Raw genomic sequence first — 15,023 nt, 5'->3', positions numbered from 1 at the left:
GAGCCGATCGACCTCGACGACTTAACCGGGTGGGTGGGTGCCGTAACTAATTTGGTAAGCAGCTCAGCGCACTGCAGACGACACTCAGGCTGTTACCTGTACTTGCTTGGCAGTCTGCACCCGGTGCTGCCTGTGATCAGTGCTGTGGCTTGGGATCCGAAGCGCAGCGTTGTCCCCGCTTCGCTGCTGAATTGCAGGTCGTGATCGTTGGGGTGGTCCTTGAATACGGTGAGTTCAGTTGCGCCCAATGAAGAGGCGGCTTGTTGCGCCAGATCGACAGCCTGCTTCCAGTTCTGCTCGGGAATTGGGGTGTCGGATACGTAGTTTCGTAGCAGTATCAATTGGCCATCGGACTGCTCGTACGGTGGATTGCAGCCACCTCTGCTGTCTGTACGTCGCCATTCCCATGTCACAGACGGAGCGATGGCGGTGATCTGCTGACCGAGCTTCACGATCGCGAACTCCACTTGCGTGTGTGTATCTTCAAGTGACGGCAGGGTTTTCAGAGCGTCTGCCGCTTGGCTGGCTTGGCCGGCATCGGTGGGCTTATAGGAATTACACCTAGCGCGCCATATTCGTGAACCGTGAGAAGTGCAGCTGGTGCGCCACAGTGATATTCGCGGTCGGACCGTTACGGTGTTTGCCCAGGATGATGTCGGCTTCACCACCGCGCGGGTCTTCCCGGTCGATCGCGTCGGGACGGTGCAGAAGCAGGACCATATCCGCATCTTGTTCGAGCGAATTATGGGCTGTAATACCTTGCGCCACAAAGTTACTCGTTCCGGGCACGGTTCCGTCGTAGACATCGTGCTCGCCGATGCTGGTGATCTCGACGACCTCGTCCCAGAAAACGTCGTTGACGGCCAGGTCGTGCAGTTCGAGGTCGTTGAGCACGGCAGCCGCCCGGTGCAACCGCGACCTGCTCGGTGCGTGCTTCCACATGGCCGAGCCGCAGAACTTCGTGCCCATCGCCGTGGCGAACTGCCGATGCGTCATGCCTTCCCGTACGAGTGCTGACTTCACCTGCTGCCAAACCTCTTTGGGCACAGTGTCGAGGTTAGGGTTGCGGGTGGCAACGTCAAGATGCGCCAACACCTCGCGCGCTTTGATCCCGCGCTCTCCGTTCACACCGACGTGCGCCAGGAATCGGTGCTGGTTGTCTCCCCCGTAGATGAGCACATGCCAGCAGTCGCGGTATCCAACTTTCTTGGCGCGCTTGATTCGCGCGTACACACCGACTCGCAACAACAACTGAGTCACATCATCGGCGAGCTGCCGACTCGTCGTGGCGTAGTAGATGCGCGCCTGCCCCACCGTCGCATCCCAACGCACGGAGCCATCCGTAGCCCACAGGTGGTGGAGGAATAACGCCACCTGGTCATTGGGCAGCGCGAAAACCTCTTTGGGAACGAACTTCTCATGGCTGCGCTTACCGAACAATCCCAGCTTGTCCAGCCACGCGGCGATCGGATTGCGCTTGCCGTGCGTCAACCGATAGGGCGCCGGTAACCGCATCGTCGTGACGCGGGCCGCCGGGTACTCGTCCCGGACCGCAGTCACTCCGAAATGCAGCGCCGAGATCTCCACCTCAAGCAGATTCGCCTTGTCGACACTGGCGTAACGGATCGGCTGTCGCTTCACACACGAACCATCACCGATCATGTGCGCCAACAGGATCACCTCGGAGTCGTGCATCCGCTCGGTCTGCACCGGCTCGGGCACCCGTCGCGGCGTCGCCAACCGATCTCCCACCGCCAACTCGCCCAACGGCACCCAGCCTTCCAACGTCAGGAACGGATGGTTGGCAGTGGCCTCCACCTCGCGGCCCGATGCCATCCGCAGCGTGAAGACTTCCTTGCGTCCACTGGGGAACACGTTGGTCATCGGCCGCGCCACCATGCGCTTTTGCTCGTCGAGCGACCACACGAGCGGACGCTCATCGGTCGCCATCAGCTCACCGAAGGTAACCTCAGCACCGTTGTCGGCGCGCAGAATTCGCGTGTTCGCCGTCAGGCAGCCCGACTCACGAAGATCAGAGACCTGGGGACGCTTGTCGGTACGTTGCTCGGGACCACGGTTGAGCTGGCTGATCGCGATCACCGGCACTTCGAGTTCCTTGGCCATCAGTTTGAGGCTTCGGGAAAAGTCCGACACTTCCTGCTGGCGTGACTCGTACTTCTTGCCCGAGCTCATCAGCTGCATGTAGTCGACGACCACGAGCTTCAGATCCGCCTTCTGCGCGAGCCGTCGCCCCTTGGCCCGGATCTCCATCATGGTCAGGTTCGGCGAGTCGTCGATGTAGAGCGGCGCCTCGCTGATCTCACTCATCCGACGGGCCAGCTTGGTCCAGTCGTCATCGCTCATCCGGCCCGAACGCATATCGGCCAGTTTGATTTTCGCCTCGGCCGAGAGCAGTCGCATCACGATCTCGGACTTGCTCATTTCCAGCGAGAAGATGACGCTGGCCATCCGGTGCTTGATCGAGCACGACCGCATGAAATCCAGGCCGAGGGTGGAGTTGTGCGTCGGCACCATGGCCGGACCCGCCAGGTACAGATGCGCAGCATTGTCGACCTCGACACACCGGACCGGCACGCTGGGTAGCCGCCGCACCGCCGCCACCTGGCAGACCGGCGTCAGCACCGCCGCTCCCCCACCCGAGGTGGGCGCAGCAATGGTGTGCAGGCCCGGGCGCAGCCGAGTGGTGGTGCGAATGCCGTCGCCCGTCGGCCATTGGTGCTGGGCATCGGCGACGATCACTGTGCCGTCGGAGAATTCGACCTCGAAACACGGTCGGTCAAGCATGACCTCGGTGGCCGCCACAACTCGCGTGGGCTCACCGTCGGCACCAATGAGATGGTCGCCCACGGCGACGTCACCCATCGTGGTCCAACCGTTCGGTGTCGGGAGCGGGGTATCGAGTGCGAGTGCCTTCCCCACGCCAGGTCTCGCCGCGATGATGATCATCTGCCCGGGGTGCAGGCCGTTGGTGATCTCGTCGAATTCGGTGAACCCGGTGGGCACACCACGCGAGATACCGCCCTGCGAAGCGATGGCGTCGATCTCGTCCATCGTGGGCTGCAGTAGGTCTTCGAGCGCGACGAAGTCCTCCGAGGCGCGTCGCTCGGTCACGTCGTAGATCTCGGCCTGGGCCCGGTCGACGACATCCGTGACATCGGCGCCGTCGGCCCCGGCATAGCCGTACTGGACCACCCGGGTGCCGGCCTCCACCAACCGGCGCAGCAGGGCCTTCTCGGCCACGATGCCGGCGTAGAAACCCGCATTGGCCGCAGTGGGCACGGTGGAGATCAGCGTGTGCAGATACGGCGCCCCGCCGATGCGGCGCAGCAGACTACGCCGGTCCAGCTCGGCCGCCACGGTGACCGCGTCGGCGGGCTCACCCCGGCCGTAGAGGTCCAGGATCGCGTCGTAGACGTTCTGGTGTGCCGGGCGGTAGAAGTCGCCAGGACGCAAACGCTCGAGGACGTCCGCGATCGCGTCCTTGCTCAACAGCATGCCGCCCAGGACCGCCTGCTCGGCCGCCATGTCCTGCGGCGGCTGCCGGCCGAAGTCCTCCCCAGGCGGAGGGCCATCCATCTCCGAATCCGGATGCCCCAGGTCGTCCACCACCGCCACGGACTCCCCACCCCCTTCCGAGACCCGCCTCAGACAAGCTCGAACGTTTATTCGAATCGGTACTGCAACTGTAAAACACGTCGGCGACAAAGCTTCGTGACGGCGCCGCGACGCATCACGGTAGACGTTGCTGGAGCCGCCCGAAACCACCCCTGTTGATCAACCTGTGGATGGTGTGGGGATAGGTCTCGGTCGCGGTGTTGAGCCTCTGGGGAGAACCTGTGGATCATTCCCGAGCGATCTTTTGTTTTCCCTGGTCAGGGTGCCATAGGGGTTGTCAGTGTTTGTGTATGGGAAGTTCTTCGGCGTGTCGTGCCGGGTTGCCGTCCCGGGCGTGTTGTGTTGCGCCCCGGGACCCGGCGGGTTAACACCGAGTTAGCTTCGCTGTCCAGAGTTTCCCGCAACGAGTTCGCCAGAGATACAGCAAACGCCCGGGTGGAAACCTTTGCAGGTCCCCACCCGGGCGATTGAGTGCCGGCGGAATCGCTCCGCTACGGATTACTCCGCGGCGGGTTTACTCACTCAGCGACGACGTTCAGCGACACCTTGGCTTCGACCCCGGTGTGAAGCTTCACGGTGACCGGATGCGTGCCGACCGACTTGATATGCGCCTTGGGCAGCTGCACCGTGCGCTTGTCCAGGTTCGGGCCGCCGGCCTTCTTGATCACGGCGACGACGTCAGCCGCGGTGACCGAACCAAACAGCTTGCCGGTGTCGGCAGCGGCGTGAACCGGCAGCGACACCTCGCCCAGACCTTCGAGCGCGGTCTTGAGCTCGTTGGCATGCTCGACGCCGCGGATCGACTTGGCCTCGCGGGCCCGGCGGATCTCCTCGGCCTGGCGCTCGGCGCCGCGGGAGGCCACGATGCCCAGCCCACGGGGCAGCAGGTAGTTACGGCCGTAGCCGTCCTTGACCTCAACGACGTCGCCTGCGACGCCCAGGTGCTCAACCTCAGCGGTGAGAATCAGCTTCATTGGTCTGCCCCCTACCGCGTCGACGAGCCGAACGGCAGCAGAGCCACCTCGCGGGCATTCTTCACCGCGACGGCAACGTCGCGCTGGTGCTGGACGCAGTTGCCGGTCACCCGGCGGGCACGGATCTTGCCGCGCTCGCTGATGTAGGTGCGCAGCAGCGCGGTGTCCTTGTAATCGATGATCTGCCCCTTGCCCTTCTTGGAGCAGAACAGGCACTTGCGGGTCTTGACCGGCTTTTCCGGTGCCGGCCGCCGCTTGGTATTCGACTTGGCCATTGGTTATCTCTTCCTTGCAAAAATTTCGTTGTTGATCAGAACGGCGGCTCGTCGTCGGCTCCACTGAAGGAGCCCGACGCCGGCGCACTGCCCCACGGATCGTCTTTGGGCTCGGCCTGGCGCGAACCTCCGCCGCCACCACCACCGAAGCCACCACCACCGCCGCCGCCACTACGGCTGGCCTTGTTGACCTTGGCCGTGGCGTAGCGCAGGGACGGACCGATCTCGTCGACCTCGACCTCGACAACGGTGCGCTTCTCACCCTCGCGGGTTTCGAAGGAACGCTGCTTGAGCCGGCCGGTGACGATCACCCGCGAACCCCGGGTGAGGCTCTCGGCCACGTTCTCGGCCGCCTCACGCCAGATGTTGCACCGCAGGAACAGCGCCTCGCCGTCCTTCCACTCGTTGCTCTGCCGATCGAACATCCTCGGCGTCGAGGCGACGGTGAAGTTGGCGACTGCTGCGCCAGACGGAGTGAAACGCAGTTCCGGGTCAGCGGTCAGGTTTCCGACAACTGTGATGGTGGTGTCACCAGCCACGAGATCCTCCTGGGATAGGCATGTCCGTTTGCGCGAAGCCTACGTAGCCCCGCCGACGACTGACAGCCTTTAGTGCTTGTCGGTCCGCATCACCTTGGTCCGCAGCACGGACTCGTTCAGGTTGAGCTGACGGTCGAGCTCGGACACGGTGGCCGGTTCAGCCTTGACGTCGACAACGGCGTAGATGCCCTCGGCGTGCTTGGCAATCTCGTAGGCCAGCCGGCGGCGTCCCCAGATGTCGACCTTGTCGACAGAACCGCCATCCTTGCGGATGACGTTCAGGAACGTCTCCAACGACGGAGCTACGGTGCGCTCGTCAAGTGTGGGGTCGAGAATGACCATGATTTCGTATGGACGCATTAGAACCTCATCACCTCCTCTGGTCGTGTACGGCCACGGCGAATTCCGTGGCAGGAGGGTCGCCTGCGTCGGCAACCGGGTTAGGCTACCGGAAATAGCCCTGATCTGCGAAATCCGTGCGATGCGGGCCATCCGACGTCAAGATCGAGGGGATCTGTGACCTATCCCAATTCGCCCTTCGGCCAGGAGTTCCCCGACCAGTCCGGCTATCCGGAGCCCAGTTACACGCAACAGCCATTGCCACCACTCTTCAGCCATCCGCAACAACTTCCCAGCGCAGGACCGTCCGTGGAACCCAGCGGGGCCACGGGGATCACCGCGGCCGTGTTCGCGGCGCTCGGCGCTGTTGCAGGCATCGGGACCAGCGTTCTGGCGGCGATCGCAGTCGCCGCATGGGCCACCAGCTCCAGCGGCTCCGGTGCCGAGCTCGCGTTTCTGATCATCGTGACCGCGCTCAATGCCGCCTTCGGAGTGATGTGTGCCATCGGAGCGGTGAAGCTGCGCGAACGGCAGATGCGAGGCCGATGGCTCGTGGTCGGGTCATGCGCGCTGGCAATCGTGAGCACCCTGCTCATCTTCGGCGTGACCGCTGCCGAAGCGTCGTCCTACGGCTACCACGCCCGTGAGATCTTCGCTGTGGTGGGGACCGTCTTCCCCGTCGTGACGATGGTGTTGGCCCTGGTGCCGTCGACGACCGCGTGGATCGAAGCCGAACAGAATCCAGTTGCGCCCCAGCCCTACCCGCAGCACCCGGGCTGGGGTTGACCCGAGGCCAAAGCCGCTCTGAGTCACCCAAACCGGAATATGGTGAGCCTGTAAAACTTCGAGGGTCGGGGGAACCGTGACGTATCCCAATGGGCCGTACGGTCAGGGGCTTCCCGGCCAGCCCGGCTATCCGCAGCAGCCTGGCTACCCGCCGCCGCCGCCGGGCTACCCGCAGCAACCCGGCTATCCGCCGCCGGGCTACCCGCAGCAACCCGGCTATCCGCCGCCGGGCTACCCGCAACAGCCCTATGGCATGCTGCCCTCAGCCCCGGTGCCTTCGAGTGGGGTCACCGGCATCATCGCGGGTGTCCTTGCGGGCCTCGGCGGCTTGGCGAACGTTGTAGGGGGCCTCTTCATGGCCTTCGGGCTTTCGATACTGATAGACGAAACGTCCGATGCTGCCGGAAGCGCATGGACACCCCTGGTCGCCATCACGGGGCTGAACATCGTCGCCGGAGTGCTGCTTCTGATCGGGACGGTGACGTTGTTGCTACGCAAGATGATTGGGCGGTGGCTCGTGGCCGCAGGCTGTTCGGCATCCATTCTGAGCACCCTGATCAATCTCACCTGGACGCCATCGGCGATCGCGGACTATGAGTACGACCGCGGCGTCGCTGCGGATCTCGTGGGTGTGATCTTCCCGATCGCGACTCTCGTGCTGGTACTACTGCCGTCGACAGCTGCCTGGATCCGGGCGAAGCAGAATCCGATTGCGCCCCAGCCGTATCCGCCGTACCTGGGCTGATTCCGTACACCCCCACCAACCACCCACGATCGGAGCAGCAGTGACCTCTCCCCACGGATCCGAGGGGCAACACCCCGAGTCCGCGCTCGTCGAATCCCGATCCGAGGGCCATCCGGAGGCCGCGCCGGGCGCGCTCACAGCGATCATCACTGCTGTCCTGTCCGGGATCGGTGCACTGCTGACTCTCAGCAACGGCATCATCGGGCTGAGCGGTCTGGCCGCACTGGCAGGAGACACGGGCCTACGGACTTTGGCCCTCAGAACCCCCGGTGCGCTGGCGTTGACCGTCCTCGCGACGCTGCTGAGCGTCGTCTGCGGAATCCTGCTTCTGGCCGGCACCGTGGCGCTGGTGCGACGCAAGATGATCGGACGCCGACTGATCGTCAGCGGCTGCGTATTGATCATCCTCGGCAGCCTGATCAGCCTCGGACTGAGTCTGGCCACGACAGCCCGCTACGGGTCCTACGCCATCAGCGGACTGGCAGTCCTGAGTCTGATTCTGCCGATCGCCACCCTCGTGGTGGCATTGCTCCCGTCGACCGCGGCGTGGATCCGGGCGAAACAGGATCTGGTTGCCGCGACCTGACGCCGACGGGCTCGGGCTGCGCGAACGACACTGGCACTGTGCCCGCGGCAGTCCAGATAGGCTGGGCCCTGTCAGCCTTTGAGACTCCGGGGGGATCTGTGACGTTTCCCAGTGGTCCCGTCGATCAGGGAATGTCGGAACAACCGGCCTTCTCACAACAGCCCGTTTTCGAGACGCCGCCGCCGGTCTTCTCCCACCAGCCCGGGTTCGGCCAACCCAGCTACCCGAGCGTCCATCAGCCGGCCCCGTCGAGCGTCCCGAGCGGTGCCACCGGGACCATCGCCGCCATCCTGGCGCTACTGGGCGGACTTGCCGGACTCGTCCTGGGCATCCTGATCATGGTCGCGGTGATCAGCAGGCATCGTTCCGAGGTGCCGGCTGCCACGGTTGCTCTGTTGTGTATCGCCTCCGGACTGGCACTCGTGACCGGAGCAATACAGCTGTGGCGACGCAAGGCAATCAGCCGCGGGATCATCGCCGGCGGATGTGCCGCGATCATGCTGGCCGGTGCGCTCTTTCTGATCGAAGGATTCACCAACGCCGAACCCAGCGCGGGCGCCATCGTCACAATCGCATTGCTGGACTTCGCCTTCCCGATCGGAACGCTGGTCCTGACGATGCTGCCCTCGACGAAAGCCTGGATCCAGGCGAAGCAGGATCCAGTTGCTCCGCAGTACTATCCGCCATACCGGGGTTGAAGCGGTGCGGATCTCGTGCCTACCGCGGCCCGTGTGAACGTGGACTTCGAGGAGGCGGTGTGAACGATCCGTACGGGCCCTACCGGCCGGGGTCGGGTGGCCAGCCCGACTTCGCACAGCAGCCCTCCGGATTCCCGCAACCGGGATTCCCCCACCAGGGCGGTTTCCCACAGTTCGGCCAGCCGCCGGTCGTAAACGCCCAGCCCGGCCAACCGCAATCCGGACCAGCCGCCCCGGCCAGGGGTGTCTTCGGGATCGCCGCCGCCGCCCTGGCAGGCGTCGCCGCGGTGATAGTTTTCGGCGTCCTTCTGGCAGGGGTGGTCGCAATGCTTGTGGATGTGAGCAACGGCCGGATGGGACTCGGCGAGGCGTTGGGCACGATCGTCGGTAATCTTCTGGTGATCGGCGGCTACGGGCTGCTCTGGCTGTTCGGCGCGATAAAGCTCTACAAACCCAAGAAGGCCGGGCGCGGGCTGGTGATCGCCGGTTCCGCACTGGCCGTGCCGATCGCTGTCGTCGGCCTCGCGGCGACCTACACCGACGCCACCCGCGATGGCCGCCCCGCCTTTTTCTTGGTCTGGACCGTGGTTCTCATCTACGTGCTCACGACGCTCGTACTGGCCATGCTGCCGGCTACGGGTGCCTGGATCAGGGCCAATCAGCCTGCCGCACCAGAGGAAACCCCACCTCAGCCGTTTTCACCGTTTCAGGGGTACCCGGTGCAAAACCCGGGGTACCCGCCACATCACGGCTGAGCCCACCCATTGTCACGCCAGCGTGGCTGTCGGCGCCGAGCGTCACTCTGGCGTGACAACCGAGGCGTCCACCAGCTCGGGCTCCGGAGCCGGTTCGATACGCACCCGGTCAGCCGACGGTCGCAGCCAGTCCGGCAGCCACCGCGGCGGGCTATCGGGTGCTTTGTCGAACACCCCACCGGTGGGGTCGTCGATGCGGCCGCCGTGCCGGACCAGGTCGAGGTCCGGGCGATAGATCTGACGAATAACCAACGCGCACAACGCGATCACCGCGAGATCACGCAGCAACACAGTGGTGGTGAACCACTGCTCGGGGAGACCCTTGTTGGCCTCGCCGTACAGATAGAGCATGCGCGGCACCCACACCAGGGCGTCGATGGTCATCCACGCCAACAGGATTCGGCGGTGCGGCAAGGCGAGCACCGCCAGCGGCACCAACCACAGAGAGAACTGCGGGCTCCACACCTTGTTGGTCAGTAGGAAGGTGGCGACCACCAGGAACGCCAGTTGCGCCAACCGTGGCCGCTGCGGCGCCGTCAGTGCGATGTAGCCGATCGCAATGCAGCACGCGGCGAACAACACCGCGGTGACAGTGTTCAACACCGTCGGCGGCTGCCAGAAACCCAGGTCCGGATCGAAGCCCTGCCAGTCGCTGAACGATTTCACCACGTTGTACAGCGAATCCATGTCGTCACCACGACGGGTGTTGAGCCGGAAGAACTCTGACCATCCGCGCGGGAACATCACCATGATCGGCAGGTTGACGACCAACCACGTCACCACCGCTGTCAACGCCGTCTTGCCGACCTCACGCAGACGCCCGGTGCGCAACCCGAGCAGCACGAGCGGAACGAACAACAGCAACGGATACAGCTTGGCCGCCACCCCGATTCCGATCAGCGCCCCGGCCCACACCGGTTTTCGACGGGCCCACGCCAGCATCGCGCCCGCCGCGGAGGCGGTGGCGAGGGCATCGAAATTGGTGAACACCTGGAAGATCACGATGGGTGAGCCGGCCACCAACGCGGCATCCCACACCCGCCGGCCGGCCAGTCGTGAGGTGGCCCAGATCGTCGCCAACCAGGCCAGCGCCAAACCGAACGCGGCAATGTTGAAGAACATCACCACTTCGGCGATGAGCGGGACCGACACCAGCTTCGTCAGTGCGGTATAGGTCTTGGCCAGTGACATCGACACGTACTGGTAGAGCCCCGTCAGCACCGGGTATTCCATGTAGCGGATCGCCGGACTGCCGTCGTACTGCATGCGCGGCTTGCCGGTGGCGTCGTTCTCGACCCAACTGGACTTGTAGGGAAACTTGCCCTGGTTCAACAACTCTGCGGTGTAGAGCGGAACCGTGTCGGAATAGCACAGCTCGTAATAGGCCCGGTTGTTCTCCCAGTTGGCCACCCGCTGACCAGCGGTCCCGCTGCCGGTCGTCTGCAGGCACGCGGCCTTGGACGTATAGCCCAATGCCAGGAACACCACGGCGATGATGAACATCACCCGCAGCGGGGTCATGAAGCGGGACCGGCCGATCAACGCATGTCGGCCGACGGGCCCGCCCACCGTCTGCGACAGCGCCTCGGCCAACCGGTCGTTGCGGCTGGGGAGGTCGCGGTCGTCGGCGCTCCGTCGGTCTTCTGCGGGCGGCGCCGGGGATACCAGTTCGGCCGGCGGGGCCGGCGAATCCAACTCGACCGGCGGAGCCGGGGACACCTGGTCCGTCACGGAGGCGGCGGTGGCACCGGCTCGCCCGGCACGCCAGGCACAACGGGAGCTCCCGGCGGCGGTCCGATCGGCACGGTCGTCGGGGGGCCGATCGGGATCGTGATACCCGGGGCCACTTCGATGGTCGGCTGAATCACGGTCTCCGAAGGCATCACGATCGGTGGACCACCCGGAGTACCCGGTGCGGGCGGGGGCGGCGGGGCCTGCGGCACACCCGCATAGCCCCCGATCTCGGTCGGCTTCGGGAACTTCTCGTTGTCGGTGCCTTTCAGCGCGCCGTCCATCGTGGATTTCCAGATGTCCGAGGGCAGACCGGATCCGTAGACGGGGCCCCCTCCTGCCGTCTTCAACGGCTTCACACCGTCGGAGGTACCGACCCACACCGCGGTCGAAAGCGACGGTGTGTAGCCGACCATCCAGGCGTCCCGGTTGTCGCCGGTATCGCCGAGCTGATTGGTGCCCGTCTTGGCGGCCGAGGCGCGCCCGCCGGCCAGGTTGTGCCCGCGCGACCAGCCGGCGATCGGCTGCATCGCCGACGAGACGTTGTCGGCCACGGCCTTGTCGATCCGCTGTTCACCGTTGTCCTGGCTGGACGCGTCGAACAACACCTGTCCCGACGAGTTCACGACCTTCTGGACGAAGTGCGGCTTGTGGTAGACGCCGGAGTTCGCGAGCGTCGCGTACGCCGAAGCCATGTCGATCACCCGGGACTGGTACTGGCCCAACACCACACCGTTGTTGGGCGGGCCGCCCTTGCCGTCCTCGGACAGCGTGTGTTCGACGCCGGGGAAACTCTCGGCCACGCCGGCATCGTGGGCCGCTTTGGCGACATCCTCGGGACCGTGCTCCAGCTTCAGCATCAACCGGTAGTAGCTGGTGTTCAGCGACCGCTTGAGCGCCTCGGCGATCGAGCAGGTGCCGCACCCTTCACCTTCGACGTTGCTGATCTTGATGCCGTTGACCTCGACCGGTCCACTGTCGACCTGATAACCCAGACCGATGCCCTGCTGCAGGGCGGCGACGAGAGCGAACACCTTGAACGAGGAGCCTGTCGGCAGACCGGCCTGGGCGAAGTCGAAGCCATTGGCATCCGAACCGCCGTAATAGGCCTTGACCGCGCCGTCACGTGGATCGATGGACACCACCGCGGTCCGCATGTCGGAGTCTTGGCCGTCCATGTATTTGGTCACCGCATTCTCGGCGGCCTGCTGGGCCTGCGGGTCGATCGTGGTGGTGACCTGCAGACCCTCGGTGTTCAGCGCCTGCTCGCTGATGTCGAACAGATCCAGCAGTTCCTTGGTGACCTGACGCTCGATCAATCCGTTCGGGCCCGTGGTCTGATTCGCCTGGCGGGCCTGGTCCGGCGGCACCGTCGGCGGGAACACCTGGCCGGCGCGTTCCTGGGCCGACAACGCGCCCATGTCGACCATGCCGTCCAGCACCCAGTTCCACCGCTCGGCGGCGCCCTCCGGATCCACTGCGGGGTCCAGCGTCGAGGGACGCTGGATCAGCGCGGCCATCAGTGCGCCCTCGGCGACGGTGAGCTGCTCCACCGGCTTGTCGAAGTACGCCTTGGCGGCCGCCGCGATCCCGTAGGAGCCGCGACCGAAATAGATCATGTTGAGATACGCCTGCATCACAGCGTCTTTGGACCATTCGCTGGCCATCTTGGTCGAGATGACCAGTTCCTTGGCCTTACGGATCAGACCGCCGATGCCAGAGCGCTCGTCACCGACGAGCGCGTTCTTGACGTACTGCTGGGTGATGGTCGACCCGCCCTGCAGATCACCGCCGACCAGGTTGTTCTTGATCGCGCGCAACAGCGCGGTGAACGAGAAGCCCGGATTGGTGTAGAAGTCGCGGTCCTCGGCGGCCATCACCGCGTTGCGGACGTGCTCCGGGATCTTGTCGATTCCGACGTCGACGCGGTTGCCTTCAGGAGGCACGATCTTGGCGATCTCGCTGCCGTCGCTGGCCAGGATCGTCGATACCTGGTTGGTGCGGATGTCACCGGGCTGCGGGACGTCGACGATCATGTACGCCATCCCGAAGGTCACCAGCGGAAGCAAGATCATCGCCACGACAGCGGCTATCGACAGCCGTCGGACCAGCTTCCAGTTGATGTGGAACTGCCGGGTCGTCTTGGGGCTCGACCCCGACGGACCTGACGGACCCGAAGGCCCGTTCCCGCGGCCGCCTCCCGGCGGCGGAGGCGGAGATTTGGGTGGCGGCGGTTTCGGCGGTGGAGTGCCGTCCATCGCCGCCCTGACGACGTCGAGCGGGGCAGGCGCACCGTCACGCACCGGCGGCAGCACCGTGGTGAGCCGATCATCGGGCGGTACCGCCGGACGACCGGGACGACCCGTGGGACCGTTCGGCCGTCCCGTGGGCGCATTCTCACGAGCGGGCGGGCGGTTCTCGCGCACCGGGGGCTTGTCCAGCATCGGCGGCTTCTCCCGCGCGGGCGGGTTCTCGCGCACCGGGGGCTTCTGGGCCGGCGGCCGGTTTTCGCGCGCGCCGAGGCGGTCAGCCGCACTACGGATGTCGTTGGCTGACCGGCTATGGCGCCCTTCGTTATTCACTGGCCGTGCGCGCCGACTTGCGCGTGCCTCGAGTGCCACGTGCCTTCGGCGGCCGAGGCGCGCCCAGGACATATGACTTGACCAAATGATTCCAACTGCAGGTGCGGCATACCTCAACCACATGGACTGCGAACTCGTCGTAACGAGTTGCCAACATCACCAGCTCCTCCGCGGTGCGCGCTGAGCCCGACACCGGGCCCAGATGATCACCGAATACCCACGACACCAGCGTGAGCTGCTCTTTACGGCAGATCGGACACATCACCGAACTTTGCTTGCCGTGAAACTTTGCCGCGCGCAGCAGGTACGGGTTGGCATCACAGACCTCCGAGACGCCGGTGCGCCCCGAATAGACCTCAGCCAGCAGGGACCGCCGCCGAAGCGCGTAATCCACCACCTGTCTCTGCAATCGCACGATGACCAGAGTACGTCGACCCCTTGGACACCGAGGCGCGACCGCGTCACACCTCCTACGATCATCTTCCGTGGCAACTCGGCAGACCTCGACCACCCGGGCCAAAGACAGCGATCGCAACGACACCTGCAAGGTGCTCGACAACGCGCTCGGTGAAGGCCAGTTGTCCATGGAAGAACACCGTCAGCGGGTGTCGGCGGCCACCAACGCCACGACCCTCGGAGACCTGGCCCGCCTGGTCGACGATCTACAGAACTCCAATGCGCCGGTGAAGATGCCGACGCTGACCGAGCCCCGCCTGCCCCGCATTCGCAAACCAGCCGGTTCCGGGTGGGGGTTGCGGGTGGCCTCGGCCGTCGTACTGGTCGTGCTCGGCATCGGTATCGGCTGGGGTCTGTACGGAAACACCCCGTCACCGTTGAGTTTCAACCCCGACCCGGGGGCGGTGCCGGACGGCATCGACCCGGTGGTGCTGACCCCGCCGACGCAGCTGCAATCGCTCAACGGGTTCAAGGGTCTGTTCGAGCAGATGCACCAGAAGTTCGGCAACACCTTGGGCTTCGAGATCGACATCCACGACGACATGGCGATGCTGGACCGGCCCGATCCGCAGGACAACCGCCGCAAACAGACCTACTACTACCGCGGCGGCTGGGGCGATCCCAGTTCGTCCCCGAGCACGATCGACAGCGACGACCGGCTGATCGACCTGGCCAAGTTCGACTACGAGAAGACCCTGGCGATCCTGCGGGGAGCACCCGACACCGTCGGGGTGAAACGGGCCGACGTCAAAGACGTCTGGATGCGGATCGGGCCGGGCAAGGACCCGTCCGCCCCCGAGGCGGTGAACGTCGAGATCTTCGTCAACAGTGATTTCGGCTCCGGCCGCATCGAGCTGTACCCCGACGGAACCACCAAGCAGCTCTGGCCCGCCAACCGCTGAGCCGGCTGCGCCGTCGTCG

The 15,023-nt window shown here is 65.0% G+C and carries 15 protein-coding genes; 6 read left to right on the top strand and 9 right to left on the bottom strand.

What is annotated here, in order from left to right; translation table 11 throughout:
* Nucleotides 1-92: 92 nt before the first annotated feature.
* The 6 genes from AC4ELS_RS19900 to rpsF form a co-directional block, all read right to left on the bottom strand.
* Nucleotides 93-665 carry an LppA family lipoprotein gene (locus AC4ELS_RS19900; RefSeq protein ID WP_499048868.1) on the bottom strand — a complete coding sequence of 191 codons (573 nt, stop codon included), beginning with the start codon at nucleotides 663-665 and terminating at the stop codon, nucleotides 93-95.
* The gene (locus AC4ELS_RS19895; RefSeq protein WP_499048774.1) at nucleotides 562-3,636 is read right to left on the bottom strand and encodes a replicative DNA helicase; all 3,075 of its coding nucleotides are present in this window, start codon (nucleotides 3,634-3,636) and stop codon (nucleotides 562-564) included. Before AC4ELS_RS19895 ends, AC4ELS_RS19900 begins: the two co-directional genes overlap by 104 nt.
* 518 nt (nucleotides 3,637-4,154) lie before the next feature.
* On the bottom strand, nucleotides 4,155-4,610 hold the full coding sequence (gene rplI, locus AC4ELS_RS19890; protein ID WP_064880285.1) for a 50S ribosomal protein L9: 456 nt from the start codon (nucleotides 4,608-4,610) through the stop codon (nucleotides 4,155-4,157).
* A gap of 11 nt (nucleotides 4,611-4,621) precedes the next feature.
* Complete coding sequence (gene rpsR, locus AC4ELS_RS19885; RefSeq protein ID WP_448444509.1) at nucleotides 4,622-4,885, bottom strand: 30S ribosomal protein S18; 264 nt, start codon at nucleotides 4,883-4,885, stop codon at nucleotides 4,622-4,624.
* A 35-nt stretch (nucleotides 4,886-4,920) separates the two neighbouring features.
* The gene (locus tag AC4ELS_RS19880) at nucleotides 4,921-5,424 is read right to left on the bottom strand and encodes a single-stranded DNA-binding protein (RefSeq protein WP_055119149.1); all 504 of its coding nucleotides are present in this window, start codon (nucleotides 5,422-5,424) and stop codon (nucleotides 4,921-4,923) included.
* Between the two features lie 69 nt (nucleotides 5,425-5,493).
* On the bottom strand, nucleotides 5,494-5,784 hold the full coding sequence (gene rpsF, locus AC4ELS_RS19875; protein ID WP_018603055.1) for a 30S ribosomal protein S6: 291 nt from the start codon (nucleotides 5,782-5,784) through the stop codon (nucleotides 5,494-5,496).
* A 156-nt stretch (nucleotides 5,785-5,940) separates the two neighbouring features.
* Between rpsF and AC4ELS_RS19870 the strand changes: the two genes are divergently transcribed.
* The 5 genes from AC4ELS_RS19870 (at nucleotide 5,941) to AC4ELS_RS19850 (ending at nucleotide 9,333) form a co-directional block, all read left to right on the top strand.
* Nucleotides 5,941-6,549, top strand: coding sequence for a hypothetical protein (locus tag AC4ELS_RS19870; protein WP_499048771.1), 609 nt, complete (start codon nucleotides 5,941-5,943; stop codon nucleotides 6,547-6,549).
* 76 nt (nucleotides 6,550-6,625) lie between these two features.
* Nucleotides 6,626-7,294: a hypothetical protein gene (locus AC4ELS_RS19865; RefSeq protein ID WP_499048769.1), complete on the top strand. Its 669-nt coding sequence runs from the start codon at nucleotides 6,626-6,628 to the stop codon at nucleotides 7,292-7,294.
* 40 nt (nucleotides 7,295-7,334) lie between these two features.
* Complete coding sequence (locus tag AC4ELS_RS19860; RefSeq protein WP_499048766.1) at nucleotides 7,335-7,880, top strand: hypothetical protein; 546 nt, start codon at nucleotides 7,335-7,337, stop codon at nucleotides 7,878-7,880.
* Between the two features lie 131 nt (nucleotides 7,881-8,011).
* Nucleotides 8,012-8,578: a hypothetical protein gene (locus AC4ELS_RS19855; protein WP_499048763.1), complete on the top strand. Its 567-nt coding sequence runs from the start codon at nucleotides 8,012-8,014 to the stop codon at nucleotides 8,576-8,578.
* A 59-nt stretch (nucleotides 8,579-8,637) separates the two neighbouring features.
* Nucleotides 8,638-9,333, top strand: coding sequence for a hypothetical protein (locus tag AC4ELS_RS19850; RefSeq protein WP_448444498.1), 696 nt, complete (start codon nucleotides 8,638-8,640; stop codon nucleotides 9,331-9,333).
* 42 nt (nucleotides 9,334-9,375) lie between these two features.
* Here the strand turns inward: AC4ELS_RS19850 and AC4ELS_RS19845 are convergent, their stop codons facing one another.
* The 3 genes from AC4ELS_RS19845 to AC4ELS_RS19835 all read right to left on the bottom strand — a co-directional run bounded on the left by AC4ELS_RS19845 (nucleotide 9,376) and on the right by AC4ELS_RS19835 (nucleotide 14,061).
* On the bottom strand, nucleotides 9,376-11,028 hold the full coding sequence (locus AC4ELS_RS19845) for a glycosyltransferase family 87 protein (protein ID WP_499048865.1): 1,653 nt from the start codon (nucleotides 11,026-11,028) through the stop codon (nucleotides 9,376-9,378).
* Between the two features lie 32 nt (nucleotides 11,029-11,060).
* The gene (locus tag AC4ELS_RS19840; RefSeq protein ID WP_082963336.1) at nucleotides 11,061-13,508 is read right to left on the bottom strand and encodes a transglycosylase domain-containing protein; all 2,448 of its coding nucleotides are present in this window, start codon (nucleotides 13,506-13,508) and stop codon (nucleotides 11,061-11,063) included.
* A gap of 130 nt (nucleotides 13,509-13,638) precedes the next feature.
* Nucleotides 13,639-14,061 carry a DUF5318 domain-containing protein gene (locus AC4ELS_RS19835; RefSeq protein WP_036443617.1) on the bottom strand — a complete coding sequence of 141 codons (423 nt, stop codon included), beginning with the start codon at nucleotides 14,059-14,061 and terminating at the stop codon, nucleotides 13,639-13,641.
* Between the two features lie 70 nt (nucleotides 14,062-14,131).
* Here AC4ELS_RS19835 and AC4ELS_RS19830 point away from each other — a divergent pair, with 70 nt between their 5' ends.
* The gene (locus tag AC4ELS_RS19830) at nucleotides 14,132-15,004 is read left to right on the top strand and encodes a DUF1707 SHOCT-like domain-containing protein (protein ID WP_448444496.1); all 873 of its coding nucleotides are present in this window, start codon (nucleotides 14,132-14,134) and stop codon (nucleotides 15,002-15,004) included.
* The last annotated feature ends 19 nt before the right edge of the window (nucleotides 15,005-15,023 follow it).

The organism is Mycobacterium shunyiense (assembly GCF_058270035.1).
The sequence above is the reverse complement of the archived record's forward strand: the minus strand, read 5'-3'. Positions and strand labels throughout refer to the sequence as shown.